The 25,980-nt window shown below is 49.7% G+C and carries 41 protein-coding genes; 1 reads left to right on the forward strand and 40 read right to left on the reverse strand.

The genetic code is table 11. The annotated features are described in order from the left end of the window. Window positions 1–7: 7 nt before the first annotated feature. Window positions 8–2,320, reverse strand: coding sequence for a DNA helicase PcrA (gene pcrA, locus QOS10_RS00765; protein ID WP_283593090.1), 2,313 nt, complete (start codon window positions 2,318–2,320; stop codon window positions 8–10). A 166-nt stretch (window positions 2,321–2,486) separates the two neighbouring features. Between pcrA and QOS10_RS00770 the strand changes: the two genes are divergently transcribed. After that, a complete protein-coding gene (locus QOS10_RS00770; protein WP_283593091.1) occupies window positions 2,487–3,800 on the forward strand; it encodes an MATE family efflux transporter in 1,314 nt (437 codons plus the stop codon). 60 nt (window positions 3,801–3,860) lie between these two features. Here the strand turns inward: QOS10_RS00770 and QOS10_RS00775 are convergent, their stop codons facing one another. The 39 genes from QOS10_RS00775 to rpsJ form a co-directional block, all read right to left on the reverse strand. Next, window positions 3,861–5,021, reverse strand: a complete 1,161-nt coding sequence (locus QOS10_RS00775; RefSeq protein WP_283593092.1) for an ATP-grasp domain-containing protein — start codon at window positions 5,019–5,021, stop codon at window positions 3,861–3,863. A 20-nt stretch (window positions 5,022–5,041) separates the two neighbouring features. Continuing rightward, window positions 5,042–5,617, reverse strand: a complete 576-nt coding sequence (locus QOS10_RS00780; protein WP_283593093.1) for a xanthine phosphoribosyltransferase — start codon at window positions 5,615–5,617, stop codon at window positions 5,042–5,044. 22 nt (window positions 5,618–5,639) lie between these two features. Then, a complete protein-coding gene (locus QOS10_RS00785) occupies window positions 5,640–6,263 on the reverse strand; it encodes a glycoside hydrolase family 73 protein (protein WP_283593094.1) in 624 nt (207 codons plus the stop codon). 123 nt (window positions 6,264–6,386) lie between these two features. Further along, a complete protein-coding gene (locus QOS10_RS00790; protein ID WP_283593095.1) occupies window positions 6,387–7,160 on the reverse strand; it encodes a (S)-acetoin forming diacetyl reductase in 774 nt (257 codons plus the stop codon). 166 nt (window positions 7,161–7,326) lie between these two features. After that, complete coding sequence (gene rpsI, locus QOS10_RS00795; protein WP_104688581.1) at window positions 7,327–7,728, reverse strand: 30S ribosomal protein S9; 402 nt, start codon at window positions 7,726–7,728, stop codon at window positions 7,327–7,329. A gap of 7 nt (window positions 7,729–7,735) precedes the next feature. Continuing rightward, entirely contained in the window at window positions 7,736–8,179 is a 444-nt protein-coding gene (gene rplM / locus QOS10_RS00800) for a 50S ribosomal protein L13 (RefSeq protein WP_057805798.1), read from the reverse strand. Between the two features lie 109 nt (window positions 8,180–8,288). After that, window positions 8,289–9,044 (reverse strand): tRNA pseudouridine(38-40) synthase TruA, encoded by a 756-nt coding sequence (gene truA, locus QOS10_RS00805; RefSeq protein ID WP_283593096.1) that lies wholly within the window; start codon window positions 9,042–9,044, stop codon window positions 8,289–8,291. A 2-nt stretch (window positions 9,045–9,046) separates the two neighbouring features. After that, window positions 9,047–9,853, reverse strand: coding sequence for an energy-coupling factor transporter transmembrane component T family protein (locus tag QOS10_RS00810; protein ID WP_283593097.1), 807 nt, complete (start codon window positions 9,851–9,853; stop codon window positions 9,047–9,049). Continuing rightward, window positions 9,850–10,710: an energy-coupling factor transporter ATPase gene (locus QOS10_RS00815; protein WP_408621375.1), complete on the reverse strand. Its 861-nt coding sequence runs from the start codon at window positions 10,708–10,710 to the stop codon at window positions 9,850–9,852. Before QOS10_RS00815 ends, QOS10_RS00810 begins: the two co-directional genes overlap by 4 nt. Further along, on the reverse strand, window positions 10,689–11,513 hold the full coding sequence (locus QOS10_RS00820; protein WP_283593100.1) for an energy-coupling factor transporter ATPase: 825 nt from the start codon (window positions 11,511–11,513) through the stop codon (window positions 10,689–10,691). The genes QOS10_RS00815 and QOS10_RS00820 overlap by 22 nt, the downstream gene beginning before the upstream one ends. Before the next feature lie 206 nt (window positions 11,514–11,719). After that, window positions 11,720–12,103, reverse strand: a complete 384-nt coding sequence (gene rplQ, locus QOS10_RS00825) for a 50S ribosomal protein L17 (RefSeq protein ID WP_283593101.1) — start codon at window positions 12,101–12,103, stop codon at window positions 11,720–11,722. 32 nt (window positions 12,104–12,135) lie between these two features. Continuing rightward, a complete protein-coding gene (locus QOS10_RS00830; protein ID WP_283593102.1) occupies window positions 12,136–13,080 on the reverse strand; it encodes a DNA-directed RNA polymerase subunit alpha in 945 nt (314 codons plus the stop codon). Between the two features lie 79 nt (window positions 13,081–13,159). Further along, window positions 13,160–13,549 carry a 30S ribosomal protein S11 gene (gene rpsK, locus QOS10_RS00835; protein WP_003716676.1) on the reverse strand — a complete coding sequence of 130 codons (390 nt, stop codon included), beginning with the start codon at window positions 13,547–13,549 and terminating at the stop codon, window positions 13,160–13,162. 35 nt (window positions 13,550–13,584) lie between these two features. Then, window positions 13,585–13,950, reverse strand: coding sequence for a 30S ribosomal protein S13 (gene rpsM, locus QOS10_RS00840; RefSeq protein WP_057805809.1), 366 nt, complete (start codon window positions 13,948–13,950; stop codon window positions 13,585–13,587). A gap of 30 nt (window positions 13,951–13,980) precedes the next feature. Next, window positions 13,981–14,100 (reverse strand): 50S ribosomal protein L36, encoded by a 120-nt coding sequence (rpmJ, locus tag QOS10_RS00845; RefSeq protein WP_003714521.1) that lies wholly within the window; start codon window positions 14,098–14,100, stop codon window positions 13,981–13,983. A gap of 33 nt (window positions 14,101–14,133) precedes the next feature. Further along, on the reverse strand, window positions 14,134–14,352 hold the full coding sequence (infA, locus tag QOS10_RS00850; RefSeq protein ID WP_003664537.1) for a translation initiation factor IF-1: 219 nt from the start codon (window positions 14,350–14,352) through the stop codon (window positions 14,134–14,136). Between the two features lie 134 nt (window positions 14,353–14,486). Beyond that, window positions 14,487–15,143 (reverse strand): adenylate kinase, encoded by a 657-nt coding sequence (locus tag QOS10_RS00855; protein WP_283593103.1) that lies wholly within the window; start codon window positions 15,141–15,143, stop codon window positions 14,487–14,489. Continuing rightward, the gene (gene secY, locus QOS10_RS00860; protein ID WP_283593105.1) at window positions 15,140–16,459 is read right to left on the reverse strand and encodes a preprotein translocase subunit SecY; all 1,320 of its coding nucleotides are present in this window, start codon (window positions 16,457–16,459) and stop codon (window positions 15,140–15,142) included. Before secY ends, QOS10_RS00855 begins: the two co-directional genes overlap by 4 nt. A gap of 1 nt (window position 16,460) precedes the next feature. Then, window positions 16,461–16,895 (reverse strand): 50S ribosomal protein L15, encoded by a 435-nt coding sequence (gene rplO, locus QOS10_RS00865; protein WP_057805816.1) that lies wholly within the window; start codon window positions 16,893–16,895, stop codon window positions 16,461–16,463. 32 nt (window positions 16,896–16,927) lie between these two features. Continuing rightward, entirely contained in the window at window positions 16,928–17,110 is a 183-nt protein-coding gene (gene rpmD / locus QOS10_RS00870; protein ID WP_047767366.1) for a 50S ribosomal protein L30, read from the reverse strand. A gap of 14 nt (window positions 17,111–17,124) precedes the next feature. Beyond that, window positions 17,125–17,634 carry a 30S ribosomal protein S5 gene (gene rpsE / locus QOS10_RS00875; protein WP_283593109.1) on the reverse strand — a complete coding sequence of 170 codons (510 nt, stop codon included), beginning with the start codon at window positions 17,632–17,634 and terminating at the stop codon, window positions 17,125–17,127. A 22-nt stretch (window positions 17,635–17,656) separates the two neighbouring features. Further along, window positions 17,657–18,022 carry a 50S ribosomal protein L18 gene (gene rplR / locus QOS10_RS00880; protein WP_283593111.1) on the reverse strand — a complete coding sequence of 122 codons (366 nt, stop codon included), beginning with the start codon at window positions 18,020–18,022 and terminating at the stop codon, window positions 17,657–17,659. A gap of 56 nt (window positions 18,023–18,078) precedes the next feature. Further along, window positions 18,079–18,615, reverse strand: coding sequence for a 50S ribosomal protein L6 (gene rplF, locus QOS10_RS00885; RefSeq protein WP_283593113.1), 537 nt, complete (start codon window positions 18,613–18,615; stop codon window positions 18,079–18,081). Window positions 18,616–18,644: 29 nt separating this feature from the next. After that, window positions 18,645–19,043, reverse strand: a complete 399-nt coding sequence (gene rpsH, locus QOS10_RS00890) for a 30S ribosomal protein S8 (RefSeq protein WP_283593115.1) — start codon at window positions 19,041–19,043, stop codon at window positions 18,645–18,647. 31 nt (window positions 19,044–19,074) lie between these two features. After that, the gene (locus QOS10_RS00895) at window positions 19,075–19,260 is read right to left on the reverse strand and encodes a type Z 30S ribosomal protein S14 (RefSeq protein ID WP_003664547.1); all 186 of its coding nucleotides are present in this window, start codon (window positions 19,258–19,260) and stop codon (window positions 19,075–19,077) included. 15 nt (window positions 19,261–19,275) lie between these two features. After that, complete coding sequence (gene rplE / locus QOS10_RS00900) at window positions 19,276–19,818, reverse strand: 50S ribosomal protein L5 (protein ID WP_104688571.1); 543 nt, start codon at window positions 19,816–19,818, stop codon at window positions 19,276–19,278. Between the two features lie 28 nt (window positions 19,819–19,846). Beyond that, window positions 19,847–20,155, reverse strand: a complete 309-nt coding sequence (rplX, locus tag QOS10_RS00905; protein WP_283593117.1) for a 50S ribosomal protein L24 — start codon at window positions 20,153–20,155, stop codon at window positions 19,847–19,849. 34 nt (window positions 20,156–20,189) lie between these two features. Further along, window positions 20,190–20,558: a 50S ribosomal protein L14 gene (rplN, locus tag QOS10_RS00910; protein ID WP_003714461.1), complete on the reverse strand. Its 369-nt coding sequence runs from the start codon at window positions 20,556–20,558 to the stop codon at window positions 20,190–20,192. A gap of 63 nt (window positions 20,559–20,621) precedes the next feature. Then, on the reverse strand, window positions 20,622–20,888 hold the full coding sequence (rpsQ, locus tag QOS10_RS00915) for a 30S ribosomal protein S17 (RefSeq protein WP_057805827.1): 267 nt from the start codon (window positions 20,886–20,888) through the stop codon (window positions 20,622–20,624). 24 nt (window positions 20,889–20,912) lie between these two features. After that, complete coding sequence (gene rpmC, locus QOS10_RS00920) at window positions 20,913–21,119, reverse strand: 50S ribosomal protein L29 (RefSeq protein WP_057805829.1); 207 nt, start codon at window positions 21,117–21,119, stop codon at window positions 20,913–20,915. After that, window positions 21,109–21,543 (reverse strand): 50S ribosomal protein L16, encoded by a 435-nt coding sequence (rplP, locus tag QOS10_RS00925; RefSeq protein WP_283593118.1) that lies wholly within the window; start codon window positions 21,541–21,543, stop codon window positions 21,109–21,111. The genes rpmC and rplP overlap by 11 nt, the downstream gene beginning before the upstream one ends. A gap of 3 nt (window positions 21,544–21,546) precedes the next feature. After that, on the reverse strand, window positions 21,547–22,212 hold the full coding sequence (rpsC, locus tag QOS10_RS00930; RefSeq protein ID WP_283593120.1) for a 30S ribosomal protein S3: 666 nt from the start codon (window positions 22,210–22,212) through the stop codon (window positions 21,547–21,549). Between the two features lie 12 nt (window positions 22,213–22,224). Further along, window positions 22,225–22,572, reverse strand: a complete 348-nt coding sequence (rplV, locus tag QOS10_RS00935; protein WP_104688569.1) for a 50S ribosomal protein L22 — start codon at window positions 22,570–22,572, stop codon at window positions 22,225–22,227. Between the two features lie 17 nt (window positions 22,573–22,589). Then, entirely contained in the window at window positions 22,590–22,868 is a 279-nt protein-coding gene (gene rpsS / locus QOS10_RS00940; RefSeq protein WP_283593123.1) for a 30S ribosomal protein S19, read from the reverse strand. Between the two features lie 34 nt (window positions 22,869–22,902). Further along, window positions 22,903–23,748, reverse strand: coding sequence for a 50S ribosomal protein L2 (rplB, locus tag QOS10_RS00945; RefSeq protein WP_104688568.1), 846 nt, complete (start codon window positions 23,746–23,748; stop codon window positions 22,903–22,905). Window positions 23,749–23,773: 25 nt separating this feature from the next. Then, complete coding sequence (gene rplW, locus QOS10_RS00950; protein ID WP_283593126.1) at window positions 23,774–24,070, reverse strand: 50S ribosomal protein L23; 297 nt, start codon at window positions 24,068–24,070, stop codon at window positions 23,774–23,776. Then, window positions 24,070–24,693, reverse strand: coding sequence for a 50S ribosomal protein L4 (gene rplD / locus QOS10_RS00955; protein ID WP_283593128.1), 624 nt, complete (start codon window positions 24,691–24,693; stop codon window positions 24,070–24,072). The genes rplW and rplD overlap by 1 nt, the downstream gene beginning before the upstream one ends. Window positions 24,694–24,714: 21 nt before the next feature. Beyond that, window positions 24,715–25,374 carry a 50S ribosomal protein L3 gene (gene rplC, locus QOS10_RS00960; protein ID WP_283593130.1) on the reverse strand — a complete coding sequence of 220 codons (660 nt, stop codon included), beginning with the start codon at window positions 25,372–25,374 and terminating at the stop codon, window positions 24,715–24,717. 49 nt (window positions 25,375–25,423) lie between these two features. Further along, on the reverse strand, window positions 25,424–25,732 hold the full coding sequence (gene rpsJ, locus QOS10_RS00965) for a 30S ribosomal protein S10 (RefSeq protein WP_057805852.1): 309 nt from the start codon (window positions 25,730–25,732) through the stop codon (window positions 25,424–25,426). Window positions 25,733–25,980 lie beyond the last annotated feature (248 nt).

The raw sequence follows: 25,980 nt of genomic DNA on the forward strand, positions 1-25,980 counted from the left end.
ACTTCTATTAATCAACTTTCGTAATCGGGGCGAAACTGGCCAGGAGCCGCTTGACGCCCTGCTGTGGAAAGGCAATGTCGAGCTCCATGTCATTGCCGGTCCCGCTGACCTTAACCACGGTTCCCTGGCCCCACTTCTTGTGCTGGACCTTGTCGCCGGTCTTCCAGCTGAGCTTGTCGGCGCCGGTACCCGTATTGGTCTGCGGCTTCGGTTTAACCGTCCGCCCGGCATCCCGGTAACTGTGCGTAGTCCGAGCAGCGCGCTGGTTCCACTGTGCCCGCTGCTGGGATCGGTAAGTGCCGGCCGTAGCGGCGTTCTTCTTTTCAAATGGCACCTTCCGCTCGTCCAAGCCGTCACCCTCGTCGCTGTTCTCAAACTTCAACAGGTCCGGGTTGATCTCCTCGACAAAGCGGGACGGCTGGTTGCGCTGGATCCGCCCATATAACATCCGCGAGAAGGCGTTCGTCAGGTAGAGCTTCTTCTTGGCCCGGGTAATCCCCACGTAGGCCAGACGACGTTCTTCTTCCAGCTCGTCCTCTTCCATGACGGCCCGGGAGAGTGGGAAGATCCCCTCTTCCATGCCGACTAGGAAAACGACGGGGAATTCCAACCCCTTGGCCGCGTGCAGGGTCATCAGGGTTACGGCTGGCGCCTGCTCGTCAACGTCGTCCTGGTCGGAAACCAGGGCCAAGTCGGCCAGGAAGTTGATGATCTTCTGCTTGTTGTCATCAGTGTCGTCCTTGTGCTTCTCGTCGTACTCCTGGGTCACGGACTTGAATTCGTCCAGGTTCTCCCGGCGGGCCTGGGCCTCTAGGTTCTTATCCTGGTCCAGCATCTTGTTGTAGCCGCTCAGCTCCAGGATCTGGTTGGTCAGGTCGGTCAAGCTCAGGTACTCAGCCTGCTTGGTCAGGCTTTCCATCAGCTCACCGAACTCGGCGATCTTATTCCGCGTCCGCGTGGTGATCTGGTTGGCAATGTCGACGTTCTCAGCTGCCTGGAGGAGGGACCAGCCATGGTCGTTGGCAAAGTCCCGCAGGTGCTCAACGCTGGTCAGGCCGATCCCCCGCTTAGGCGTATTGACCACCCGGGTGAAGCTCATCGAGTCCTGGGGGTTGACGATCAGGGTCAGGTAGGCCAGAACATCGCGGATTTCCTTGCGGTCGTAGAACTTGTGCCCGCCGACCATGGTGTAGGGGATGCTGCTCTTCATGAAGGTTTCTTCGATCACCCGGGACTGAGCGTTGGTCCGGTAGAGGATCGCAAAGTCATTGTAGTGGTAACCGTGCTTCTCCCGTTCCTCCTTGATCTTGTCAACGATGAAGTAGGCTTCGTCGTGCTCACTCTGGGCCCGGTAGTAGGAAATCTTCTCCCCCTGGCCGTTTTCCGTCCAGAGCCTCTTCTTCCGCCGATTGACGTTGTTGACGATCACCTCGTTGGCCGCATCCAGGATGTTCTGGGTGGACCGGTAGTTTTGCTCCAGCATGACCGTCTTGGCCTGTGGATAATCATGTTCGAAGTTCAGGATGTTGTTCATGTTGGCACCCCGCCAGCCGTAGATACTCTGATCGGCATCCCCGACGACGCAGAGGTTCTGGTAGCCCTTGGCCAGCAGGTTGACCAGCCGGTACTGGGCATCATTGGTATCCTGATATTCATCGACATGGATGTAGTGGAACTTGTTCTGGTAGAATTCCAGCGTCTCCTGGTCCTTTTCAAACAGTTCGATCGTCTTCATGATCAGGTCATCGAAGTCGAGGGCCTGGTTGGTCTCCAGTTCCTGCTGATAGAGCTTGTAGGCCCGGGCCACCAGGTTCTCGAACATGCTGTCAGCCTTGTCGCTGTATTCCGCTGGCGTCAACAGAGCGTTCTTGGCATTGGAAATTTCACTGAGGATGCTGCGGGGGTCGAACTTCTTCGTGTCGATGTTCAGCTCAGCGCAGATCCGCTTCATCAACGTCCGCTGCTCACTGGTATCGGCAATCGTGAAGGCCCGGTTGTAACCGATCTTCTCGATGTCACGCCGCAGGATTCGCACACACAGGGCGTGGAAGGTCGAAACCCAGACGTCCTGGGCACTGTCGCCGAGCAGCTTGCCGACCCGCTCCTGCATTTCCTTGGCGGCCTTGTTGGTGAAGGTGATCGCCAAAATGTTCCAGGGAAGGACTCCCTTCTCTTCAATCAGGTAGGCGACCCGGTGCGTCAAAACCCGGGTCTTTCCGGAACCCGCCCCGGCCATTACCAGCAGCGGCCCCTCAGTGGTGACCACCGCCTCGGCCTGTTTGTCGTTCATTCCTTCTAAAAGCTCTTGACTGTTATTCACGCCGTTACCGTCCTCTCTTAAAAAATCATCGGCTAACATTATACCAAATTATCGCCCGCCTTGGGCCGAAACGCGCTCTCAAATAAAGGCGATTTCTTGTCCCCGCGGGGCCGACCATGCTAAAATAATCTGTTTTGTAAATTTCTGACACCTAAGGAGGAATTGTGTGGATAAGCTATTTGAAAACACTTCAATCAAACGCGCCTACTTCATCCTCGCCCTGCCGGTGGTCATGAGTATGGCCGTCACGATCATCTACAACATGGTCGACACGTTCTTCGTCGCCAAGACCGGGAACCCTAACCTGGTCGCCGGGGTCTCCCAGGGGGCACCGATCTTCACCCTGATGATTGCCATCGGGGATATCTTCGGTCTCGGGGGCAGCTCAGTGATCTCCCGGCTTTTCGGGGAGCGGCGTGACAAGACCGCCCGCTACATCAGCGGCTACTGCTTCTATGCTTCCATCACCTGTGGACTGGTCGTCACCGCCCTGATGTTCATCTTCCAGACCCCCGTCCTCCACATGCTTGGGGCATCCCCGGCCACCTGGAAGTATGCCCGGGAGTACTACCTGGTAATTGCCGGCGGGGCCACCTTCATCATCTTCGGCCTGTCGCCCAATAACATCCTGCGGACCGAGGGCCTGGCCCCCCAGGCGATGATTGCCAGCATCACCGTGACCGGGATCAACGTCGTCTTGAACCCCATCTTCATCTTCACCTGCGGACTCGGGGCCGCCGGGTCGGCGCTGGCAACGGTGGTCAGCAATGTTATCGCCGACGTCCTAATGGTCTACTACCTGCGGACAAAGAGCAAGAAGCTGACCACTTCGATCCGCGAGACCAAGATCAGCGGCAAGCTCCAGCGGGAGATCTACGCGATCGGGATTCCGGCCTCAGTGACTAACATCATGGTGACCTTCGCTACCGCCCTCACCAATCGCTACCTGATTGCGTACGGGGCCAACATGGGAATCGCCATGAAGGTCAACACGGTGATCGTCATGGTGATGGTCGGCTTTGCCTTCGGTGCCCAGCCGCTGATCGGTTATACCTATGGGGCCCGTGATGAGCGGCGCTTCAGGGAAACGTTGCGGTTCGACCTGAGCGTGGTGGCCGGATTGGCCCTCGTGCTGACCGTCCTGATGATGGTCTTCGCGCCCCAGATCATCCGGCTGTTCATGCGTGATCCGGAAATTGTCCGCGAGGGAACCGGCATGCTGCGGTGGCTCGCCTCATCCACGACCATTGCCGGTATCATCATGGTCCTCACTACCACCTTCCAGTCGATGGGCAAGGCCACACCCGCCTTCTGGCTATCGTTTAGCCGGCAGGGGCTGATCTTTCTCATCGCCATCGTGGCCCTGAGCTACTTCTTCGGCTACACCGGGGTCCTGGCTGCCCAGGCCTGTGCCGACGTCCTCACCCTGGTACTGGCCGCCTTCCTCTATCATAAATACCAGCCTCACTTTAAGAAGTAACAACAAAGAGCTCTTAGTACCCGCATGTGGTAGGCACTAAGAGCTCTTTTCATTTCTAAACTAATTTTGGCTGTTTTCCTGATCCTCGCTGATTTGTTCCTTCCAGACCTCGGTGTCATCAACCTGGTTCTCCAGGTCGATCAAGTTATCGCTGCCCGTGACCCAAACAAAGCCGAGGATGCTCTGGTCATCCCCGTCCTGGTCGTTGAAGAAGCGGAACTGCCAGTTGTTTTTCAACAGCCACTGGCGCTGGATCGCCACCTGCTGGTACTTGCGCACAACCATCAGCAAGCCCACTTGGAGAGGCTGGATTTGGTGAAGGGGCATCCCAACGGCAGCCCGGATCTGTTCCTCATACTGGTCAACGTTGGTCGTGGTGTCGTAAACGTTGGCGATCGAGGTCAGGCCCAGCTCAATGTTCTTGACGTACAGGGTCCCCGTCCCGGTCACGTAGAAGTTTACCGAGAAGACACCTAAGTACTGGAGCGAGCCCGCCACACTCTTCACGATTCGTTGCATCTCGTTCAGCAAGTCGTCGTTGACCTCGGCTGGTGCGGCCACGGAAACCAGCTGGCGGTCATCCGTAAAGTGGAGCTTGGCCAGTGGGAAAATCTCCGTGTCCTCGCCATCAGTGGCCGCCGTCATCGTGTACTCGTTGGTGTGGTCGATCCAGGATTCCAGCAGGTAGGTCCCGGTCTCGATGAAGTCGGCCGCCCGGACAATGTCGGACTGCCGCCTGATGATCATCGACTGTTCCCCAATCCCGCGCTGGATCGGCTTCAGCAAGGCCGGATAGCCAATCGAATCGATCGACTGGTAGACATCGTCCAGGCTGACCACGGTGACGTAGGGCGCGATGTTGATATTGATCTGGTCGAGGAAGGCCCGTTCCATCAACCGGTCCTGAATGATCTCCAGGCCGTTGATCCCCTGCGGAATCGCGGCGTACTGGCTCAGGTAGTGCAGAACGCGGGAATCCACGTTTGGCGTCTGGTAGATGATTGCGTCACAGGACTCCCCAAACTGGGCCAATTTGATCTTATCGTTGTACGCCCCAACGATGGTTTCATCAGCCATCTTCGTGCTGGCCGGCTGGGCATGGTCAACGTACACAATGACGTTGAAACCCGCCTTCTTCGCCGCCGCAATCAGGGCCCCGCCGTTACGGTTGATGGCAATAATTCCCAGGGTGCTCCCTGGATAAAAAGCATTCCTCTTCATTCTAAGGCTCCTTTCGTTACCTAGTCGGGCATAAATTCAATCTGATTATCCTTGAGAGACTTGATCCGTGCTAAAGACTCCAGGCGAATTCCCCGGTCCCGAAGTTCCTTGGCCCCGGGCTGGAAGCTCTTTTCAATCACGATCCCGGCACCGGCGACATCCACGCCGGCCTGGTCAGCGATCTCCAGCATCCCTTCGACGGCCTGACCGTTTGCCAGGAAGTCGTCGATCATCAGGACCTTATCGTCCGGTGAGACGTACTTCTTGGAGATGGAGATCCGGTTGGTCGTCTTCTTGGTATACGAGTAAACGTCAGCCACGTACATGTTCTGGTTCAGCGTCAGGCTCTTGTGCTTCCGGGCAAAGATCACTGGAACGTTCATTGCCAAGCCGGTCATCACTGCAGGCGCGATCCCGGATGATTCAACCGTCCAGATCTTGGTAACCCCTTCGTCAGCGAAGAGCTTAGCAAACTCCTGGCCCACATGCAGCATCAGCTGTGGGTCAACCTGGTGGTTCAGAAAGGCATCAACCTTCAGGACATTGCCTGGTAGGACGGTCCCGTATTCTCTAATCTTTTCCTCTAGTTCACGCATCGTTGTACTCCCCTTTTATTGATTACTTATCATAATTATATAACTTATAGGTCTTAATTACCGAAATTAATTTTTGGGCGTAGTCAGGGTCGGTCGCGTAGCCGGAATCTTGAAGGGCCCGGGCCGCTTCCTGGTAGTTGCTGGCTTTGACCACCCGGTCGTAGTTCTGCTGGTTGGTATCAGTCCCGGTCAGCATTAGCTTGGTGTGGTCACGAATCGAGTCGCTCCAGCTGTCATAGACCCGGAACCGCCCCTTGGTCACAATCCACTTGCCGTTGATGTACTCCTTGGTGGTCAGTTCCCGGGAGTTCGGTCCGGTCCCCTTGATCCCAAAGAGGTTATGGTATTGGGATGCCAGCTTGCTCGTCCCCCACTGCGACTCCAGGATCGCCTGGGCAATCGTGATGGAAGCGTAGACGTGGTAGGTGTTCTGCATCGCTTGGGCCTCGGGTGCCACCTGCTTAATGAAAAGCTGCTTTGCCTGCCGGTCCCGTTCCTGGGCCTGCTGTTCAATCCGCTGTTGGTTCCAGATCCGGTAGAAGTGGTGACCAGCATAGACCCCTAAAAAGATTACAATAATGACTAAGATCCACACCGTTGCTTTCGTCGATGAACGGCGTTTTTTTGTTTTTCTTCGCTTTGCCAAAAGTGGGCCTCCTTTTTCCTACTAGCTCTTAATTGTAGCAAACTAAACCCGCTTTGACGTCAAAATTTAAACAAAAATAAGAACTCGGCCCAATTGACCGCGTTCTTATCAGAAAATCACTTTCTAGTGGAACTGCATCCCACCATCGACAATGATGGTTTGACCAGTAATGTAGTTGGAGTCTGGACCAGCCAGGAAGCCAACCGCATTGGCAACGTCCTCCGGCTCAGAAAGACGCTTCAAGGCAATGTCCTTAGCAAAGGTCTGCATCCCCCATTCATCACTCTTGCCAGCGTTCTTACCAACCTGGTGGGCAATATCATACATCATTGGCGTCTTGACGATCCCTGGTGCATAGGCATTGACGGTAATCCCTTCGTCAGCCAGATCCCGCGCTGCTACCTGGGTAATCCCCCGAATGGCAAACTTTGTGCCGGAGTACAGGGACAGGTTCGGGTTACCAACAACTCCGGCCTGAGAACTGGCGTTGATGATCTTCCCACCATGTCCCAGCTTCTTGAAGGCTTGGTGAGCGGCCTGAATGCCCCAGAGGACCCCACCAACGTTGACCCCGTAGACCTTACGGAATTGTTCTGGAGTGATCGTGTCGATCGGCGTCGTTGGCCCTAAGCCGGCGTTGTTGACCATGACGTTAAGGTCGCCGAAGTGGTCAATGGTCTGGTCAACAGCTGCGAAGACGGCATCCCGGTCGGAAACATCAGCCACGATCGGTAATGCTTCGCCACCCTTGTCCTTGAGTTCCTTCGCAGTTTCATCCAGCTTGTCCTTCTCAAGGGCCACCAGCGTCACTGCAAAGCCGTCGTGAACAAGGCGTTCGGCGATGGCCTTACCGATTCCCTGACTACCACCAGTAACAATTGCGACTTTCTTAGCCATAAGAGATTACCTCCTTAATTATCCAAAACAATCAACATGTTTATTATAATGGAAGCGCTATCAAATATAAAGGGCAATTATCAAATTTTTTAATAGTTTTAGATAAAAATAAAAAAGCACCGACCAGATAGTCGATGCTTTTGAATATTGAAGCGATAATCGAATATTAACGCTTACTGAATTGAGCAGCCTTACGAGCCTTCTTCAGACCTGGCTTACGACGTTCCTTCATACGAGGGTCACGAGTCAAAAGACCGGCCTTCTTCAGGGCGTCACGGAAGTCAGGGTCAACGCTGAGGAGTGCACGGGCGATACCGTGACGAACAGCGCCGGCTTGACCGGAGAATCCACCACCATTGATGTTAGCGATAACGTCGTATTGACCGTTAGTCTTAGTAACATCGAATGGTTGGTTTACGATAGCACGTAAGTTGGCAAATGGAATGTAGTCTTCAATTGCCTTGCCGTTCATCGTAATCTTACCTGAACCTGGTACTAAGCGAACACGTGCGGTTGCGTCCTTACGCCGACCAGTACCACTGTATTGTACTTGTTGAGCCAATTCCATTCCCTCCTTAGATTAAGTTCGTAATGTCCAATGCTTCTGGCTTTTGAGCAGCATGACTGTGGTCTTCACCAGCGTAAACATGCAGCTTCAAGCCCATCTTGTGACCCAGGGAGTTGTGTGGAAGCATACCCTTGATAGCAGTTTCCAACAGCTTTTCTGGTTCCTTAGCACGGAAGTCACCGGCAGTCCGTTCCTTCAAACCACCAGGGTAGTTTGAGTGACGGTAGTACTTCTTTTGAGAAGCCTTCTTACCAGTTAACTTAACTTGCGCAGCGTTGATAACAATAACATTGTCACCAGTATCAACGTGTGGAGTAAATGTTGGCTTGTTCTTACCACGCAGGATTGATGCGACGACGGTGGCCAGACGACCCATTGGGACATCCTTAGCATCGACAACGTACCACTTGCGATCAACTTCACCAGGTTTTGCGATGTATGTCGTTCTCACGATTAAGTCCTCCAATTTTGTTTTTCTTTTACATATAATAGTGTACCGAGTTATTAGATGGAAAAGAAATACCAAGTGCTAGTATACCTTCTTCTGCCCCTGGCGTCAATTATTTTCCATAATCCACCGATACTAAATACAGACCGCTGGCGGGGGCCGTCATCCGGGCCTGGGTCCGGTCCTTGGCCGCCAGGACCCGCTTGACGTCGCTGACCGGCCGCTGGTTGCTGCCGACCTCCAGCAGAAAGGCCACCATGATCCGGATCTGGTTGTAGAGGAAGCCGTTCCCGGTGAATTCAAAGATCACCTCATTGTCGTGCTCGTCCCGGTAGATCTTGATCTTCTCGACCCGGCGGACGTTACTCTTGGCCTGACTCCCCGAGGCCACAAAGGAGGTGAAGTCATGCTCACCGATGAAGTCTTTAGCGGCAGCCTTCATTTTGTCCATGGCGAGCGGGTATTTGAAATGGGCCGTGTAGTTGCGCTTGAACGGGTTGACGAATTCCCCCTGGTCGACCCGGTAGCGGTAGGTCTTGCGGTGGGCACTGTAGCGGGCGTGGAAGTCTGAGTCGACCAGTTCTGCCTTCTTGACCAGGATATCGAGCGGCAAAATGCTGTTTAAGGCCTTGCGCATCGAGTCATTACTCAGGTGGTAAGGGATATCAAAGTGCGCCACCTGATTGAGGGCGTGGACCCCGGCATCGGTGCGTCCCGAACCGATCACTGAAATGGCCGGGGTCGGGTGCTTGGCAATCTTATTGACGGCGTTCTTCAGAACCTGCTCCACCGTGCGCTTGTGAGGCTGGATCTGGAAGCCGGAAAAGTTGGTGCCATCGTAGGCAAAGGTAATTTTATAACGATACAAGGTTACAATATTCCTCCTCTAATCAGGAATAGGATGACGGTCACCAGGACCATCAGCACAAAAGTCGTGGTGTCATTTTTCTGCCAGTGCAGCTGCCGAAAATGGGTCCGGGGACTATCAGGATCATAGCCCCGCGCCTCCATGGCAGTAGCCAGGTCCTCGGCCCGCTTGAAGGAATTGACGAACAGCGGAATCAGGACCGGCACCAGGTGCTTGACCCGCTTTACCAGGTTCCCCTGGTGGAAGTTCATCCCCCGGGACCGCTGGGCGTTGGTGATCTTCCCCGCCTCATCCATGATGGTTGGAATGAAGCGCAGGGCAATCGACAGCATCAGCGTAATCTGGTTGACCGGCACCTTTAAGAACTTCAATGGGCGCATGAACCAGTCCAGTCCGTCCGCAATCCGCAGGGTCGGCGTCGTCGCGGTGAGGACCGTCGAGGAGGTGATAATAACCATAAACCGGTAGAAGATGATCAAGGAATTGACCAGCCCGTCATGGGTAATCGACATGATCCCCCAGTGCCAGTAGAGCTTGCCCCCACTGCTGAAGAGTACCTGAAAGACCACCGTAAACACGATCACCCAGGCCAGTGGCCGCAGTCCCTGCCAGTACTGACGGAGGCTGACGTGACTCAGCAGCATCCCCCCCAGCAGGGCTGCCAGCAGCCAGAGACTGGTCCCCCAGCTATTGGCAAAGAACACCAGTACGACGTACCAGACGCACATCAACAGCTTCATCCGGGGGTCCAGCCGGTGGAGGGGCGAATCAATCGGGACATAGCTCCCGAAGACAATCTTATTGTTCACCGTGCTTCCCCCCCCAACTTGGCGGCCAGCTGGTCGGCCAGCGCATCAATACTGAGTGCCGGATCAATTTTTACTCCGGCATCCCGCAACTGGTGGGACATTGCTACGGCTGCCGGCACGTTGAGGTGGTTGGCCGCCAAGAAGGCCGGGTCGACAAAGATCTCCCGTGGCGGCGCACTCTTCACCAGGTGCCCCTGGTTCATCACCACCACCTGGTCGGCATAACGGGCCACCTGGTCCATCTGGTGGGTAATCAGCAGGATGGTAGTCCCCGCCGCGTGGAGTTGGGCCACGTTGGTTAGCAGGCGCTCGGTAGCAGCGGCATCAAGGCCCGCAGTCGGCTCGTCCAAGATCAGGATGGCCGGCTTCATGGCCAGGACACCCGCAATGGCTGCCCGCCGCATCTGTCCTCCCGAAAGGGCAAAGGGCGAACGATCCGCAAACGCAGCCGGCAGGCCTACCAATTTCAGGGCCTCTTGAACCGCCGCCTGGACCCGGTCCGTTGACCAGCCCAGGTTGGTCGGTCCAAAGGCAATATCCTGGCCGACCGTCTCCGCAAAGAGCTGCTGCTCCGGAAACTGAAAGACGTAGCCGACGTGGCGACGAAGCTGGGCCAGGTCCGCCGGTGATGACTGCGCATCGACCGTGACCGTTCCGACCTGAATCTGACCGCTGGTGGGCTTGCCTAATCCATCGATCAGCGAAACCAGGGTCGACTTGCCGCTCCCGGTATGACCGACGATGCCGACAAAGCTTCCGGGAGCAATTCGCAGACTTACATCATCCAGGGCGGGACGGGCGTTTTGCGCCGCATAGCTAAAGCTGACGTTTTTTATCAAAATTTCTGGCATAACCATTCCACCATCTCTTCTTCTGTGAAGTACCTTTTGGGAATCGCCACTCCCCGGGCGGCCAAAGCCTGGCGCAGGGCCTGACCGGCGGGAACACCGACCCCAATGTGCCGCAGGAGCTCCACATCCTGCAGAACCGTGGCCACCGGGCCCTGCCGGATGATTTTCCCTTGATCCAACACAACCACCCGGTCCGCAATCGCCATCTCGGCAGGGTCATGGGTGATTGAGATGATCGTGTACTGCTGCTGAGTTCGCAACTGCTGGAGCAGGCGGAGTACCAATTGCCGCCCGGCCGGATCCAGCATGCTGGTGGCCTCATCTAAAATAATGATCTTAGGCTCTAGGGCCAAGATGCCGGCAATCGCTACCCGTTGTTTCTGACCCCCGGACAGCATCGCCGGTTCCGCGTCAGCCAGCTGGTCCATATCAACAGCCGCCAGGGCCTGCTGGATCCGGGGACGCATCTCTGCCGGCGGTAACTGGCGATTCTCCAGCCCAAAGGCCACGTCATCGGCCACCGTTGCGCCCACAAACTGGTTATCGGGATTCTGAAAGACAATCCCCACCTGCTGGTGTACCTTGGTCAGGTTTTCCTCAGTCACTGGCAGGCTGCCGACAGTGATTTGCCCCCGCTGCGGTACCAGGAGCCCATCAATCAGGCGCGCCAGGGTACTCTTGCCGCTGCCGTTGTGCCCGATAATTGTTGTCCACTTTCCCTGGGGAAAATTCAGGCTGACATCGTCGAGGATCACCTGGTCCGCATTGGGATATTGAAATCGAATATTTTTCAGTGTGACTGCATCCACTGCGCGTCCTCCTCGCATAGTTAATAGTCTTATTTTAACAGCGAACGCCTAGCATCAAAAGCATTTAAACTAAAAAATCACTTACCACCGGGGTGCGCAGGGTTTCTGCATTCGAGCTAGACTAGGGAATATTCCCACCATCGTAACGCTCTATACCACCGATGATAGTGATTCTTTATTACGTATTTAGTTATTGGTCGACAAGATTAGTCAACGAATTCCAAAATAACCATTGGTGCGCCGTCACCACGACGAGGCATCGTCTTCAGAATCCGCGTGTAACCACCTTGACGGTCAGCATACTTTGGAGCAAGTTCTTCAAACAGGTGTTGAAGAGCAGATTGAATCCGAATGTTGTCGCCGTCTTCCTTAACGTCAGCAACGACGTTCCGGATGTAGGCAGCAGCCTTACGCCGGGATGCAAGATCACCATGCTTAGCAAGCGTGATCATCTTATCAGCAGTCTTACGAACTTCCTTAGCCCGTGCTTCGGTAGTGGTAATTTGACCATTAACAATTAAATCAGTAGTTAAATCACGTAATAAAGCTTTACGTTGTGAACTTGTACGTCCTAATTTACGGTAACTCATGAAGTGGTTCCCTCCTTTGCAATTGGTGTTAATTAATTATCTTGGCGAAATGAAACACCGAGATCATTTAACTTAAGCTTAATTTCTTCTAATGACTTCTGTCCTAAATTCCGAACCTTCATCATGTCCGAAACCGTCCGATCAGTCAATTCCTTAACGGTGTTGATGCCGGCACGCTTGAGACAGTTGTATGACCGTACAGAAAGGTCAAGTTCCTCAATCGTCATTTCAAGCATCTTTTCCTTGTGGGTTTCTTCCTTTTCAACCATCACTTGGGTATTTTGTGCTTCCTCGGTGAGATCCACAAACATTGCCAGGTGTTCAGTTAAAATCTTAGCCCCAAGGCTGACCGCTTCGGTTGGTGTTAATGAACCGTCAGTCCAAACATCCAAAGTTAACTTATCGTAGTCGTTGCGTTGACCAACCCGTGCATTTTCGACAGTGTAGTTTACACGTTCAATTGGGGTATAGATGGAGTCAATTGGCAATACACCGATGGCAAGATCTTCCATCCGGGCCTTATTATCATTAGCAGAAAGGTAACCGCGACCTTTATCAGCTGTCATCTTAATGTGTAATTCCGCACCATCAGCAACAGTTGCAATGTGCAGGTCAGGGTTCAAGACGGTAACTTCACTATCACCCTGAATGTCTGCAGCGGTTACTTCGGCAGGTCCCTTGACATCAAGTTCCAGATCCTTTTGATCATCAGAGTTGATCTTCAAGGAAACCTTCTTAAGATTTAAGATAATTTGGGTTACATCTTCAGTAACACCCTTAACGGTGCTGAATTCATGCAAGACCCCATCAATTTGCATACTGGTAATAGCTGCACCCGGAAGTGAAGCCAGCAGTACACGTCTTAATGAATTACCAAGAGTAGTTCCATAACCGCGTTCAAGTGGTTCTACAACAAACTTGCCGTAGTTATCAGTCTCTTCAACTTTGTGAATGTTTGGCTTTTCAAATTCGATCATTCTATCCCTGTACCCCTTTCAAAACGTGGTTCGCATTTGAGACGAAAAGGCAATCGCTGGCAAATACCAACAATGTCAATTAAACACGACGACGCTTTGGAGGACGAGAACCATTATGTGGAACTGGAGTTACGTCACGAATAGCAGTAACTTCCAAACCAGTTGCTTGAAGAGCACGGATAGCAGATTCACGACCAGAACCTGGGCCCTTAACTTCAACTTCAACGGTCTTCATACCGTGTTCCATTGCTTGCTTAGCAGCAGCTTCTGATGCCATTTGTGCAGCGAATGGAGTAGACTTACGACTACCCTTGAAGCCTAAAACACCAGCAGATGACCAAGCAACAGCGTTACCTTGAACATCAGTGATCATGATCAAAGTGTTGTTGAATGTTGAGTGAATGTGGGCAACACCAGTTTCAACATTCTTCTTTGCACGACGCTTACGCGTACCTTTTTTGGTTGCCATATCTAGTACTAACCTCCTTTTTTAATAAAATCTAATTACTTCTTCTTGTTTGCGATGGTAACGGCCTTACCCTTACGAGTCCGGGCGTTGTTCTTCGTGTGTTGACCACGAACAGGCAAACCACGACGGTGACGCATACCACGGTATGAACCAATTTCTTGGAGCCGCTTGATGTTCATGGAAACTTCACGACGCAAGTCACCTTCCACTTGGATTTGGTCGACTTGTGCACGGATCTTTTCTTCTTGGTCCGGAGTTAAATCGCGAACACGAATGTCTTCTGAAACACCGGCATTTTCAAGGATCTTCTTTGCACGAGAATCACCAATACCGTAAATATAAGTTAAGCCGATTACGATACGCTTGTCACGAGGTAAATCGACACCTGCAATACGAGCCATTTATTGCACCTCCGTTCTTAATTAATTTTATTACTTACCTTGACGCTGTTTGTGCTTAGGGTTTGCAGAGCAGATAACCATAACACGTCCATGACGCTTAACGATCTTGCAGTGCTCGCACATCCGCTTGACTGATGGTCTTACTTTCATTATTAAATCCTCCTAGAGAGTTCCTGTTAACTACTACTTAAACCGGAACGTGATCCGACCCTTAGTCAGGTCATAAGGGGACATTTCAACCTTAACCCGGTCACCAGGTAAGATCTTGATGTAGTGCATCCGAATCTTACCGGAAACGTGGGCTAAGATCTCAGCTCCATTTTCCAGTTCAACTTTAAACATCGCATTAGGCAAAGTTTCGGTAACTTTACCTTCTACTTCAATCACATCGGCTTTTGCCACGGAATGGTTCCTCCTTGCCTAATCAAGAAAATTACGTAAAAACGGTGGAAAGTGCGTTCACTTCCCACTGTCAGCTAGATAAACCTTGCCTAGTTTAGCATAACTAGCTGTACTTAGCAAGGCATATCCCCTAATTAAAGGGTATCAAGCACTTTCTTGACGTCGTCATAAACCTTATCGATGTCCTGTTGACCATCGATCGTGTGCAAAACGCCTTGCTTTTGGTAGTAATCTACCAGTGGTGTATTCAATTTGATGTTAACATCAAGACGATTCTTAACCGTTGCCGGCTTGTCATCGTCACGTTGGTAGAATTCGTGGCCGCCACAAACATCACAAGTTCCTTCAACCTTGGTTGGGTTGTAGATCTTGTGGTAAGTTGCACCACAGTTACGACAGATGAACCGGCCACTCAGACGTTCAACCAATACATCCGGTTCAACGTGGATGTTGATGACTGCATCTAAGTGACGGTCACTCTCAGCTAACATCTTATCCAAAGCAGCTGCTTGGTTAAGATTACGAGGAAAACCATCAAGCATGAAGCCGTTCTTGGTGTCGTCTTGAGCTAACCGTTCCTTAACGATACCATTAGTGACTTCGTCTGGAACAAGTTCACCCTTATCGATGTACTTCTTGGCTTCGAGCCCCATCGGCGTTTCGTTCTTGATTGCCGCCCGGAAAATATCACCGGTTGAGATGTGAGGAATATCGAAGTCTTCCACAATCTTTTGAGCTTGGGTACCCTTACCAGCACCAGGCAAACCCATTAAAACAAGATTCATACTCATTTACCATTTCCTCCTTCAGGTTCACGAATAAATCCAATGTATTCGCGCTTCATTGTTAAACCGTTTAATTGCCGAACCAGATCCAATGCAATTTGGACAATGATCAGTAAACTAGTACCACCAAGACCGATTGACTGGCTGAGGTTCCAAACATTACTTGCAACCAATGGGATCAAGGAAATCAATCCCAAGAACAGTGAACCAACCGTGCTCAAACGCATTAACAGTGCCGAAACATATTCCTGCGTTCCCTTTCCAGGACGAACACCGGAAATGTAACTGCCCTGCTTCTGCAGGTTTTCAGCAAGTTTTTCGGGATTAACCTGAACAAAGGCGTAGAAAAAGGTAAAGACAACAATCAGCAAAATGTAGAGGGTAATCCCCGGACCAGACTGCATGTTAAAGATCGTTGACAAAACTTGGTACCAGGTATCTCCACCATGGTTCTGTTGGAACGCCATCAAGATTGTCTGTGGCGTCGAGATAAAGGATCCCGCGAAGATAACTGGAATAACTCCAGAGACGTTAATCTTTAATGGTAGATAACTACTTGATGGTGAAGTGGTTGTCCGACGAGTATATTGAATTGGCAGCCGCCGCTCGGCTTGTTGAACCCAAGTGACAAATGCCACAATGATGATTAATGCAATAACTACTAAGGCGATGAAGCCGATCCCCATCCAAAGTGCGGAACCAGATTCACCAGCAATTTGATCATCCCAGAGTTGCCGAATTCCACCCGGCATCTGTGCAACAATCCCGGCGAAGATGATGACGGAGACCCCGTTACCAAGACCGCGTTCCGTGATCATATCACCCATCCAAGTAGCAAACATTGTACCAGCGGTTAAGATCAACCCGATGGTCAGATAGGTCTGAACCCCGGGGTGATCAACCAAGTGGATTGAACTCAAGGCGTTAAACCCGGCAGTAATCCCAATTGACTGGACAAAGCCCAGTACGATCGTCAACCACCGAGTTGCTTGATTCAATTTTCGCCGTCCAACTTCACCCTGCTTACTCCATTCAACAAACCGCGGGACAATGTCCATCTGCAGCAGTTGAACAACAATTTGAGCAGTGATGTAAGGAGAAACCCCCATCGCGAACAATGAGTAGTTCTCCAAGCCACCACCACTAAATGTATTGAGGATCGATGCTAACCCGGTCGAGGAAATCTCCTGCAATGCAGCAGCATTAACTCCAGGAACAGTGATAGCCGCCCCAATTCGGTAAACAATCAATACAAACAAGGTAAAAAGGATCTTCTTACGAATGTCCTTTACCTTGAGTGCATTCTTGACGGCTTTGAACAAATTACATCACCTCAGTTTTACCGCCGGCAGCTTCAATAGCTGAAACTGCAGAAGCGGAAAACTTGTTAGCCTTAACAGTTAACTTCTTCTCAAGCTTACCACTACCAAGAACCTTAACACCGCTCTTCAAGTTCTTGACTAAGCCACTTTCCATCAATACTTGTGGAGTAACTTCAGTACCGTCATCGAACTTGTTCAATGCAGTCAAGTTAACAATAGCGTATTCCTTGCGGTTAATGTTGGTGAAACCACGCTTTGGGATTTGCCGGTAGAGTGGCATTTGGCCCCCTTCAAAGCCCAGACGAGTCTTACCATGAGCCTTTTGACCCTTCGTACCACGTCCGGAAGTAAAACCATGACCAGATGAAAGGCCACGGCCCTTACGAAGACGCTTTGAACGAGAACCTTCTGCAGGCTTCAATTCATTTAACTTCATTTAGTAGGCACCTCCTTATTATTTAATTGTAATTACTTAACTTCTTCGATAGAAACTAAGTGTGCAACCTTGAAAATTTGGCCACGTGTTGCAGCGTTGTCTGGCAGAATGTTAGAACTGCCAATCTTGCCCAGGCCCAATGCCTTAACGGTCTTACGTTGGGTTGGTTCACGGTGGGCAACACTGTGGATTAAGGTAACTTTAACTTTAGCCATAATTAGTGCCCTCCTTATTCTGCCAAGTGGTCAACTGAAACGCCACGAAGCTTGGCAACTTCTTCAGCACTCTTCAATTGCTTCAAACCTTCAAACGTTGCACGAACAACGTTAACAGGAGTGTTGGAACCAAGACGCTTTGAAGTAACATCAGCGATACCAGCGAGGTCCATAACGTTACGTACCGCACCACCGGCAGTAACCCCAGAACCTTCAACGGCTGGCTTCAACATGATCTTTCCACCGCCGTATACACCGATAACTTCGTGCGGAATGGTCGTACCAACGATTGGCACAGTGATCAAGTTCTTTTCAGCAGCGGCTTGAGCCTTCCGGATAGCTTCTGGAACTTCTTGAGCCTTACCAGTACCGAAACCAACGTGACCCTTACGATCACCGACGATTACTAAGGCAGCAAACCGCATCCGACGGCCACCCTTAACAACCTTGGTAATCCGGTTGATGGCAACAACTTGATCGTCTAAGTCCAACTTTGCTGGATCAATGAATTCTGATGATGTCATTGCAGGTTATTCCTCCTTCTTTTTAGAATTTAAGTCCGTTTTCACGGGCAGCGTCAGCCAAGGCTTCGACACGACCATGGTAAAGGTATCCGCCACGGTCAAAAACAACATTAGTGATGTTCTTAGCAACTGCACGCTTGGCGATCAAAGCACCAACACCGCTAGCTTGCTCAGTCTTAGTCTTGCCACTAACTTCACTGTCCATTGTGGAGGCACTAGCGAGCGTCACACCCTTTACGTCATCAATTAATTGAGCGTAAATGTTTTTGTTTGAACGGTAAACACTTAAGCGTGGGCGCTCCGCAGTACCAGAAATCTTACCGCGAACGCGCATGTGACGGCGTTGACGGATCTTGTTCTTATCTGGTTTAGAAATCACAATAGTCACCTCTTATTGAATATTTTATGTTAATTATTAATTGCTGATAGAATAACCTAATCAGATTACTTACCAGTCTTACCTTCCTTACGGATGATGTGTTCGTTTTCGTAACGAATACCCTTACCCTTGTATGGTTCAGGTGAACGAACGGCACGAACTTGCGCAGCAAAATCACCAAGGTGTTCCTTGTTGATTGAGCTTAATTCGATAGTGGTGTTGTCAGGCACCTTGATGTCAACATCTTCAGGCTTGTCAATTTCAACTGGGTTGGAGTAACCAACAGTTAAGATCAGCTTGGTGCCCTTGAATTGAGCACGGTAACCAACACCGACGAGCTTCAGAACCTTCTTGTAACCATCAACAACACCTTCAACCATGTTGTTAACGTTGGCCCGGGTAGTACCGTGGATCATCTTTAACTTATTGGAATCGCCGTCACGATCAAACTTAACAACGTTGTCGGCAACGGTCATCTTGATCAGTGGTGAGATTTCACGAGATAAAGTACCCTTAGGACCCTTAACAGTTACCACGTTACCATCTTGTGATACTTCAACACCCTTTGGCAGGTCAATTTCCTTGTAACCAATACGACTCATGCGTACACCTCCTAACTAATTATTATATATTACCAAACGTAGGCGATAACTTCGCCACCAATGTTCTTGGCGCGAGCAACCTTGTCAGTCACAACACCTTCAGATGTTGAGATAATGGCAATACCTAAACCGTTAAGAACCTTTGGCACAGCGTCAGCCTTAACGTATGAGCGTAAACCAGGCTTTGAGATCCGCTTCAAGCCGGAGATAACCCGTTGGCCATCTTGACCGTACTTCAAGAATACGCGGATGATGCCTTGCTTGTTATCGTCAACATATTCAACATCGCGAATGAAACCTTCGTTCTTCAAGATTTCAGCGATGTCCTTCTTCATCTTTGATGCAGGAACCTCAACTGATTCGTGTTGAGCCATGTTAGCGTTACGAATCCGAGTTAAGAAATCTGCAATTGGATCACTCATAGACATCGATGTTTTCCTCCTTTTGTCGGTGATTTGTTTACCAGCTAGCCTTCTTCAAACCAGGAATTTGTCCCTTGTGGGCAAGTTCTCGTAAGCAAATCCGGCATAGGTGGAATTTACGGTAAACTGAGTGCGGACGTCCACAACGAGCACAACGTGTGTATTCACGACTTGAGAACTTAGCGGGACGGTTGCACTTAGCAATCATTGATTTTTTAGCCAATTTGTGGAACCTCCTTTATTTAGCAAATGGCATGCCGAGCTTGGCAAGTAATTCGTGTGATTCTTCATCACTTTGAGCAGTCGTTACGATTACAACATCCAAACCACGAACACGATTTACCTTGTCGTAATCAATTTCTGGGAAAATTAATTGTTCACGAATACCAAGAGTGTAGTTACCACGACCATCAAAGGCCTTGTTGCTTACACCGTGGAAGTCACGAACCCGTGGCAGAGCAACGTTGATTAACTTGTCCAAGAAATCGTACATCCGTTCACCACGCAGGGTAACCTTGGCACCAATTGCCATACCTTCACGAAGACGGAAGCCGGCGATAGACTTCTTAGCCTTGGTAATCAGTGGCTTTTGACCAGCGATAAGGCCAAGTTCTTCAACAGCTTCATCCAGGTTCTTTGAGTTGGTAGTAGCATCACCAACACCCATGTTCAAAACAATCTTGTCAATCTTTGGGGCTTGCATAACTGAAGAGTAGTTAAACTTTTCAATTAAGGCTGGGCGAATTTCGCTTTCGTATTTAGCTTTCAAACGGTTTTCCATTAGTCGTTATTCCTCCTTTCTTCAAATATTAGTCGAGGGTCTTGCCTGACTTCTTGGCAACGCGAACCTTCTTACCATCAACAAACTTGTAACCGACACGGGTTGGTTCGTTAGTTGAAGGATCAATCAGCATTACGTTTGAAGCACTGATTGGTGCTTCAGTGTCAATAACACCACCGTTTGGGTTTGCATTGTTTGGCTTTTGATGTTTCTTGATCATGTTAATGCCTTCAACAACGACCCGGTTTTCAGCAGCTAAGATCTTCTTAACGCTACCTTCCTTGCCCTTGTCCTTACCGGCGATAACGCGAACTTTGTCACCTGTCTTAATGAACATGTTGATTGTGCACCTCCTTATTTTTGGTTAAATCTTACAGAACTTCTGGAGCGAGTGAGACGATCTTCATGAAGTCATCACCACGGAGCTCACGAGCGATTGGGCCAAAAATACGGGTACCCTTAGGGCTCTTGTCATTGTTAATCAAAACAGCAGCGTTTTCATCAAACTTGATGTATGAACCATCCTTACGGTGCAAACCATGCTTAGTCCGTACAACGACGGCCTTAACAACGTCACCCTTCTTAACAACGCCACCTGGTGTTGCCTGCTTTACAGTAGCAACAATAATGTCACCAATATTACCAGTCTTAACTCGGGAACCACCCAAGATCTTGATAACTAAGATTTCACGGGCACCGGAGTTATCAGCGACTTTCAACCGACTTTCCTGTTGAATCACGGTTAGGTCCTCCTTCCATTTACAAATAAGAATTAGAATACGAATTTAAGAGTTATCTGCTAATTAAAGGGTAGCAGCCTTTTCGACAATCTTTACAAGACGGAAACGCTTCTTAGCTGACAGTGGCCGAGTTTCCATGATTTGTACAGTGTCGCCGGTCTTAGCTTCGTTGTTTTCATCATGTGCGTAGTACTTCTTTGAGTAACGTACACGCTTGCCGTAAACAGGGGCACTCTTGTAAGTGTCGACTACGACAGTGATGGTCTTGTCCATCTTGTCAGAAACAACGCGGCCTTGGTAAACCTTACGTGCATTACGTTCTTCACTCATGCGCTAATCCTCCTTTTCGTATTCTTATTTGTTTAATTGTTGTTGACGAAGAACTGTCTTAACCCGTGCAATGTCCTTACGTACTTGCTTCAGACTTGCAGTGTTTTCCAATTGGCCGGTTGCTAATTGGAAACGTAAGTTAAACAATTGTTCCTTCAATTCCTTCTCACGGTCAAGTAGCTTGTCAGTGGTTAATCCATTCAGTTCTTGTACGTAATCTTTACTTTTCATTAGATTGTCCACCTACTTCCTCACGTTGTACGATCTTAGTGCGAACTGGCAACTTGTGACCGGCAAGACGCAAAGCTTCACGAGCGACTTCTTCAGAAACGCCCCCTACTTCGAACATAACCTTGCCGCGCTTAACTGGGGCAACCCAGCCTTCTGGAGCACCTTTACCATTACCCATCCGGACACCAACACCTTTGCTGGTGTAGGAAAGTTGAGGGAAGATCTTGATCCAAACCTTCCCACCACGCTTCATGTAACGGGTCATAGCGATACGGGCAGCTTCGATTTGACGGTTGCTGATCCAATGAGAATCAAGGGCTTGCAGACCGAAGTCACCAAAGGTAACAGTCTTGCCACCCTTAGCTTCACCACGCATGTGACCACGTTGAACCTTACGGTGCTTTACTCGCTTTGGTACTAGCATGTTTTACTTCCCTCCTTGTTCATCATCATTAGCATTCTTCTTGGCAGGAAGAACTTCACCACGGTAGACCCAGGTCTTAACACCGAGGACACCGTAAGTAGTGTTAGCTTCATCCCAAGAGTAATCAATGTCTGCACGGAGTGTGTGAAGCGGAACAGTACCGTCTGAGTATGATTCAACCCGAGACATGTCAGCACCGTTCAAACGACCAGCAACTTGGGTCTTGATACCCTTGGCACCGGCACGCATTGCACGTTGCATTGCTCCACGCATTGCACGACGGAAGGCGATACGAGCTTCCAATTGACGAGCAATGCTTTCACCAACAAGGTGTGCATCCAAGTCTGGCTTCTTGATTTCCACAATGTTGATGTGGACACGCTTGCCAGTTAACTTGTTTAATTCCTTACGAAGTGCTTCAACTTCTGAACCACCCTTACCAATTACCATACCTGGCTTGGCAGTGTGAATTGAAACGTTGACGCGGTTTGCGGCACGTTCAATTTCAACGGTTGATACAGAGGCATCAGCAAGTCGCTTTTCAATGTACTTACGGATCCGAAGGTCTTCGTTCAGATAGTCGGCAAAGTTCTTGTCAGCGTACCACTTTGCGGTCCAATCACGAATGACTCCGACACGAAAACCATTAGGATTGATCTTTTGACCCACTATTCATTCCTCCTATCGTTCTGTAACAACCACTGTGATGTGACTAGTCCGCTTGTTAATTGGTGAAGCAGAACCCTTTGCACGTGGACGGAACCGCTTTAGGGTTGGTCCTTCGTTCGCATAAGCTTCGCTAACAACTAATGAAGCACGATCTAAGTCAAAGTTGTTTTCAGCGTTTGCAACAGCAGAATTTAATACTTTTTCAACATCTGAAGCGGCACCACGGCTGGTGAACTTCAGAATAGCAAATGCTTCAGCAACACTCTTGCCGCGAATTGCATCTAAAACAAGACGAGCCTTGCGAGGAGCAACCCGAACCATCTTGGCAGTTGCCTTAGCGGATGTAATGTTTTCAGCCATTTCTTAATTCACCCTCCTTACTTACCTGTCTTCTTGTCATCACTGGCGTGACCGTGGAAAGTCCGTGTTGGTACGAATTCACCTAACTTGTGGCCAACCATGTCTTCTTGAACGTAAACTGGTACGTGCTTCCGACCATCGTAAACAGCAAACGTGTAGCCAATGAAACTTGGGAAAATGGTGGAACGACGTGACCATGTCTTGATGACAGTCTTCTTTTCGGAATCTTTTTGAGCTTCGACCTTCTTCAATAATGAAGCGTCAGCGAAAGGTCCCTTCTTCAAACTACGACCCATTTAGTGTACCTCCTCTCGGGTATTAAAACGTAAATTAACGAGTATGTGGACCGCGCTTCCGACCACGAACAATGAACTTGTTTGAACGAGCCTTGTGTGAACGGGTCTTCTTACCAACGGTCTTCTTACCCCATGGAGACAGAGGTGATGGTAAACCAACTGGTTGCTTACCTTCACCACCACCATGTGGGTGATCATTAGGGTTCATTACAGAACCACGAACGTGTGGACGTTGACCTGCGTAACGAGTACGACCAGCCTTACCCTTGATTAACAGGGCGTGTTCGTCGTTACCAACAGTACCGATAGTAGCACGGCAAGTAGCAAGGACCATCCGAACTTCACCAGATGAAAGACGAACTAAGACGTACTTTTCTTCCTTACCAAGTAATTGAGCAGATGCACCAGCTGAACGAGCAAGTTGGCCACCCTTACCTGGCTTTAATTCAATGTTGTGAATAACAGTACCAACTGGAATGTTCTTCAATGGAAGAGCATTACCAACCTTGATATCAGCATCTGGACCAGATTGAACAGTCATACCAACCTTCAAGCCCTTAGGAGCAATAATGTATGACTTGGTACCATCAGCGTAACCAAGCAATGCGATGTTAGCAGTCCGGTTAGGGTCGTATTCGATGGCCTTAACAGTTGCAGGAACATCATCCTTGATCCGCTTGAAGTCAATGATCCGGTATTGACGCTTAACACCACCACCACGGTGACGAACAGTAATGTGACCGTAACTGTTACGACCAGCAGTACTCTTCAATGGTGCCAGTAATGACTTTTCAGGGGTGTTCTTCGTGATTTCCGCGAAGTCATAACCGTTCATGTTCCGGCGACCGTTAGTAGTAGGTTTGTACTTACGAATTCCCACTGTGTTTTCCTCCTTTTTTTAATGATTAGTTTTCACTGTCATCGTTGAACAGCTTAATTTCATCAGAATCGGCAGAGAGCGTAACGATTGCCTTACGACGGCGCTTAGTGTAACCAACGTAACGGCCTTGGCGCTTCTTCTTACCCTTAACATTCATGATGTTTACCTTAACAACCTTAACACCGAAGATTTCTTCAACAGCGTTCTTAACTTGCGTCTTGGTTGCTCGTAAATCAACATCGAATGTGTAACGCTTGTCGTCCATGCCGGCCATTGAAGCTTCAGTGACAACTGGGCGTAAAATAATTTCACGTGCTTCCATTATGCGAGCACCTCCTCTACTTGAGAAAGAGCTGACTTAGTGATGACAACCTTTTGAGCGTCAACAACGTTTAAGATGTTAACACCGGCTGGCGTAACAACAGTTGCGTTAGCCAAGTTGCGAGCAGATAAAGCAGCGTTCTTGTCATCGTCAGTAACAACGATCAGTGCCTTTTCAGCAACCTTCAAGTTGTCTAAGGCAGCTGCAAAATCCTTCGTCTTAGGTGCATCAAAGTTCAGTGAGTCAACAACTACTAAGCTGTCGTCCAGAACCTTTTGAGAAAGGGCTGACTTGATAGCCAGTTGACGAACCTTACGAGGAAGGCTGTACTTGTAGGAACGTGGAGTAGGGCCAAAGACAATACCACCGCCACGGAATTGTGGTGCACGAATTGATCCTTGACGAGCACGACCAGTACCCTTTTGACGCCATGGCTTCTTACCACCACCGCTAACTGCTGAACGATTCTTAACAGCGTGAGTACCTTGACGCAATGAAGCACGTTGACGCAGGATAGCATCAAATTCAGCGTTTTGGTTTGGTTCAACACCAAATACCGCTGCGTTCAGTTCAATGGTGCCGTTTTGGCTACCATCTTGCTTGTACAAATTAACGCTAGTCATTATTTACTTCCTCCTTTCTTATTATTTGTTGTGTTGCTTGCTCAGGCTCTTCTTGGTGTTAGCCTTCACAGAGTTCTTAATAGTAACGTATGACTTGTTAGCACCAGGGACATTACCCTTGATCAGTAATACGTTGTTGTCGAGGTCGACCTTAACAACTTGTAAGTGTTGCATAGTAACCGTCTTGTTACCCATCCGGCCTGGGAGCTTCATACCCTTGAATACCCGGTTAATGATAGCACCCAGAGAACCTGGACGACGGTGGTAACGAGAACCGTGAGCCATAGGACCACGTGATTGGTTGTCCTTGTGAATGTTACCTTGGTAACCATGACCCTTGGTAACACCCGTAACGTCGACAGTTTCACCTTCAGAGAAGACGTCAGCCTTAACTTCGTCTCCAACCTTGACATCCCCTAATTCAGCGTCACGGATTTCACCGATGAAGCGCTTAGGGGTCGTATTTGCTTTTGCTGCATGACCTTGTTCAGGCTTGTTGCTCAAGATTTCGCGCTTGTCGTCAAAACCAAGTTGAACAGCGTTGTAACCATCGTTTTCAACGGTCTTGATTTGCATAACAACGTTTGGGGTTACGTCGATAACAGTAACTGGTACCAATTCACCGTTGTCAGTGAAAACTTGAGTCATACCAACCTTTTTACCTAAGATTCCTTTGGCCATGAGTACACCTCCAATTTAATGTTTTTCGTTTTTAATAAGTAAGAAATAATTACAATTTGATTTCGATGTCAACACCACTTGGCAGATCAAGCTTCATTAATGAGTCAACCGTCTTAGGTGTTGGATCAATAATGTCGATCAAACGCTTGTGGGTCCGCATTTCAAATTGTTCCCGAGACTTCTTGAACTTGTGTGGTGAACGGATAACCGTGTAGATAGTCCGTTCAGTTGGTAACGGGATAGGACCTGAGATTTGAGCACCTGTCCGCTTAGCGGTATCAACAATCTTGTCAGCGGATTGGTCGAGAATACGGTGTTCATAAGCCTTTAACCGAATACGAATCTTTTGTTTTGCCATTATGTTCCCTCCTTCGTCAGATTTAAAATTTGACTAGCTCCGCGGAAATTACCGCCACATCCTGTGGCAAAGCGGCCGGGTGTGTCGCAACCTTCCGCATCAACGCTTCGCAGCTTAAACTCCCATGGGGGTAGGGCAAATCTACCCGCCAACGCTCAAGCACTTATCCATAATACTAAAGAATCGTTGCTATATCAAGTGTTTAAAGCAATTAATTTGAATTGAAATGTTTTTGCAAAGTAAAATCG

Origin of the sequence: Limosilactobacillus galli (assembly GCF_947381495.1) — a bacterium.
Classification (GTDB): domain Bacteria; phylum Bacillota; class Bacilli; order Lactobacillales; family Lactobacillaceae; genus Limosilactobacillus; species Limosilactobacillus galli.